At 71.7% G+C, this 2,997-nt stretch carries 1 protein-coding gene; it reads right to left on the bottom strand.

What is annotated here, in order from left to right:
• A partial coding sequence (locus tag WBA11_RS17820) for a hypothetical protein (RefSeq protein WP_424521985.1) occupies positions 1–2,997 on the bottom strand: 2,997 nt, incomplete at both ends.

The raw sequence follows: 2,997 nt of genomic DNA, 5'->3' as shown, positions 1-2,997 counted from the left end.
TGGGCCAGCACGACGGAGCCGCGCAGCACGGGCCGGTCGAGGGTGCCGGTCAGCCGCAACGGCTGGCTCCCGCGGTCGAGCGTCAGCCCGTCGTAGGTCCGGGTGTCCATCGCGACGAAGTTGGACGGCGTGATCGTCAGGTCGAGCTCGCCGACGGACAGCTCGCGCAGCGTGATCGAGCCGCCCACGTCGAGGGCCACGCGCCCGCCCTCGAGGACGCGGACGTCATCGAGGACGATCCGGTCGTTCTGGAACGTCAAGTCGGCCTCGACGGGTTGGTAGGTGCGGCCGGTCGCGACGACGCCCAAGCGGCCGTCGCTCAGCGTCGCGACGCCGTCCAGGCGCGGCGTGCCCTGCGTGCCCTCGATGGTCAGGTCCAGGCGCAACGTGCCACCGATGTCCGTGTAGCCGCGCTCGGCCAGGAACGGCTGCGCCCACGCGATGGGGAACGCGTCGGAGCGGGCGCGGAGCGAGACGACGGCGTTGCGGTCGCCGGACTCCTCGGTCTGGACGCCGGAGTCCGCGAGCGCGAACTGAACCGGGATCGTGCCGACGACCGTCAAGTCCTCGCCCTCGACGTGCGTCAGCCGGGTGTCGAGCGCCAGGGTCCCATCGGCGTAGTCGACGTCGGCTTGGAGGGCGCCGACGACGCGCCCGTTCGAGGTCAACTCGTCGAGCCGCATGTCGCCTTCGAGGACGGGAGCCGCTGCCGGTCCGCTGAGCACGATCGTGGCGGACAGGTCGCCGCCTAGGGCGTCCAGGTTGACGAAGTCGGTCAGCGCGCCGATGGCCAGGCCCTCGACGGTGACGATCAGGTTCTGCTCGCCCTCGAGGTCGATGGTCCCGTCTGCCGCGACCTGCTGGCCGCCCGACGCCGACGCGGCGAGCAGGCCGCGGATGTCGATCTGAGTGCCGTCGAACGCGATCCCGGCCGGCTGCAACAGCTGCCACGTCGTGTCGTCGAGCCGGAACCGACCGCGCTCGAGCGTGATCCCGTTCGTCTCGAGGTCGACGCGGGCGAACACGTCGAGGTCGCGTCGGTCGTCCACCAGGACTGACCCGTCGACGACGACGTCGCCGTCCTCGGCTTGCAGCGTCGCCTGGCCCTCCTGGACGCGGAACGTCGGGCCGGACAGGACGGCGAACGAAGTGCGGACCTGGCCCTGGAACGCCTCGAGGCCGAGCGAGTCGGCGTCGGCGCGGTCCCACGTCACGTTCATCGACGCGTCGAGCCCGGTCACGGCATAGTCATCGACGACGACCTGGCGGGCCTCGGCGGTGCCCAGGATCCGCAGCGGGTCGCCGGGCCGGGCGCTGGCCTGGAGCGCGAACGTGCCTCGCTCGAGGCCCAAGGTCCGCTCGGTCTGGGCTGCGAACGGGGCGAGACTTTCGATCCCGCCCTCGAGGGTGAAGCTCGACGCGGCGGTGTCGTTGAACAGCGCTAACGTGCCGCCGCCGCGTGCGACCAACAGGTCGCTCTCGAGAGCCAGCGTGTCGACGCGGACGACGCCGTCGGCCATCGCGAACTCGGCCGTGAGCGCCTCGAGTGCGACCGGGCCAACCGTCGAGGACGTGGTCTCGAGCGAGCCCTCGAGGACGAGCGTTTCGGGGTCCGTGCCTCGCCCGCTGAGGTCGAACGTGGTCGTAAAGCGGAGCGGCTGCTCGGGCGGCAGGTCCAGCAACGCCGCGGCGTCCAAGCCTTCCGTTCGTCCTCGGACGGCGTAGCTGATCTCGTCTTGGAAGGGGCGTCCCTCAAACGCGGCCACGATCCGGCCGCCGGCCTCGACGCCCGCGTCGGCCCTCGGAGACAGGACCTCGAGGTCGAGCGTGCCGGCCAGCGCGCCGTCCTCGAGGGCGAAGACCAGGCGCCCGTCGTCGATCTCGGCGTCGCCGATGATGGAGGGCTGGAGCGTAACGATGCCGTCTGCGTCGGCGGTGGGCAGGTCCGCGAGCCCGCTGAGCGAGCCGCTGAAGCAACCGTTGAGACGCGTCCGAGGAGCGGCCTCGGCAAAGTCGCTCGCGTCCAGGCCGCGGAAGCACGTCTGCTCGAACGCGAACGCCGGCCCGCCTGGGCCGAATGGCGACCCGGACAGGGCCAGGTCGAACTCGCCCTCGGGCGTCGCCGCGACGCCGTCGACGGTCAGGAAGCCTTGGTCGAGCGTGACGTCGAGGTCGGCGCTGTCGATCAGGCGCGCGCCGTACGACGACGGTTCGGTGATCTGGACCGACGCGTCGAGGGCGAGGGTGGCCGGGTCGAGTCCGGCGCCACTCGCCGTGTAGGTGCCCGTCAGGTCGCTGGCCCGGTCCGGGTTCTTCTGGACGACGGCCAGGTCCAGGTTCTGCATCGTCCCCGACAGGTCGTACGCCAGCGGCTGCACGAACGGCTCGGCCGTGCCGACGGCCGTCAGCTGCCCGCCCGCTCCGAAGTCCAGGTTCGCGTCGATGTTGGCCGTCCCCTCACGCAGCTCGACCTCGAGGACGCCGCCGGCCAGGTCGAACGCGCCGTAGCGGGACGGACCGAGATCGGCCGTCAGGTCGATGGGCGCTTGGCGGATGTTGGCGCCCTCGCCGGACAACGTGAAGGAGCCCGTGAGATCGCTGTCCTGACTCGGGTTGCCCGTGATCGCGGCCAGGTTAAGGTTCGTCGCCTGTCCGTCCTCGACGGCGTAGCGGAGCGGCTGGCCGAGCTCGAGCGTGCCCGTCCCCTGGGCGCGGCCTTGCCCGTCGGCGAGGGCTACGTCGGCGTCGAAGCCGATGGTGCCCTGGAAGACGTCGGCGTCGATCTGGGTCGAGGCCAGGCGCAGGCGGTGGTTCGGCAGTCCGATCTCGGCCCGCGTCAGGTCGAGCGCCACCTCGCCCTCGAAGGTGTCGAGGGACGATCCGCGCCCGATCAGCGCGAACTCGCCCGCGAACTCGTCCGTCCGTCCCGAGCCCGGCAGCAGCACGCCCAGGTCCACGTCCTGCGCCGTGCCGGCGAGCTGGACCGTCGGCGTGGTG

The organism is Rubrivirga sp., assembly GCF_049648075.1.
Lineage (GTDB): Bacteria > Bacteroidota > Rhodothermia > Rhodothermales > Rubricoccaceae > Rubrivirga.
This window is presented reverse-complemented; position numbering and strand designations above follow the sequence as displayed.